We start from the raw sequence: 937 nt of genomic DNA on the forward strand, positions 1-937 counted from the left end.
AGCTCGGTCAGGCTGTCGCCGCCGATCATCGCGGCCAGCAGCAGCCCGTCCGGCTTCAGCGCGCGCCGGACCTGTGCGAGCACGCCCGGCAGGTCGTTGACGAATTGCAGCGCCAGCGCGGAGACGGCGAGGTCGAGACTTTCCGGTGCAAAGGGCAGCTTTTCCGCGCCAGCAGCATCGAGCGCGATGTGTTCGATGGATGGAAGCCGCGGACGCAGGGTCGCGAGCCCTTCGCCTGGCGTCCAAAGATCGACCGGGGTGTGAAACTCGCGCATCACCGCGGCGAGCCGTTCCGCCATGTCTTCCGCAACACGATCGAGCAGGAAGCTCACGGCACCTTGCATCTGCGCGCGCCGCTGCCGCGCGTGCAGCAAAGCGCGATCGAACAAAGCGGGCGGAGTTGGGGGGTGTTGAGCCATGCCGCTGGTTACGCCGATCATGCTGACTATTGCAATCACTCTCGTGTCCCGAACGCCGTGCGCCACGCAGTGACGCTCCGCAGAGCCGACCCAGAAGTCACACCGCATGATTCGGAAAGATGGCCCCGGCTCTGCAGCGCACCGATACGCGGCGCACTGCGTCCGGGGCACGAGACCATGACTTGAGCAATCCAGGTTGCAACGCTAGCCTCCTCCCATGGAAGCCGACGCCGCCCCCAACCGTTCCATCGCCACACCGCTGCGTGCCGCCTGGACGGCGGGCCGTCACATCCTGTCGCGCGCCGCACGGCTCGCGCTCGACATTGCGCTGCCGACGCAGTGCGTGTCCTGCCGCGAGCCGGTCGATGGCGAGGGCGTTTGCGCCTCGTGCTGGGCGCGGCTGTCATTCATCGAACGGCCCTACTGCCCGCGGCTCGGCATTCCCTTCGTCTATGATCCCGGCCCGGACATGCTGTCGATGGAGGCGATCGCGAGCCCGCCGGCCTATCAGCGAGCCC

At 67.4% G+C, this 937-nt stretch carries 2 protein-coding genes; one reads left to right on the forward strand and one right to left on the reverse strand.

Translation table 11 applies throughout. The features are described 5' to 3' along the window. A partial coding sequence (locus MOV74_RS39095; protein ID WP_246932946.1) for a methyltransferase domain-containing protein occupies positions 1-440 on the reverse strand: 440 nt, incomplete at its 3' end. A gap of 196 nt (positions 441-636) precedes the next feature. Between MOV74_RS39095 and MOV74_RS39100 the strand changes: the two genes are divergently transcribed. After that, a partial coding sequence (locus MOV74_RS39100) for a double zinc ribbon domain-containing protein (RefSeq protein WP_246932944.1) occupies positions 637-937 on the forward strand: 301 nt, incomplete at its 3' end.

The sequence above is a fragment of the Bradyrhizobium sp. SHOUNA76 genome (assembly GCF_023006445.1).
Taxonomy (GTDB): domain Bacteria; phylum Pseudomonadota; class Alphaproteobacteria; order Rhizobiales; family Xanthobacteraceae; genus Bradyrhizobium.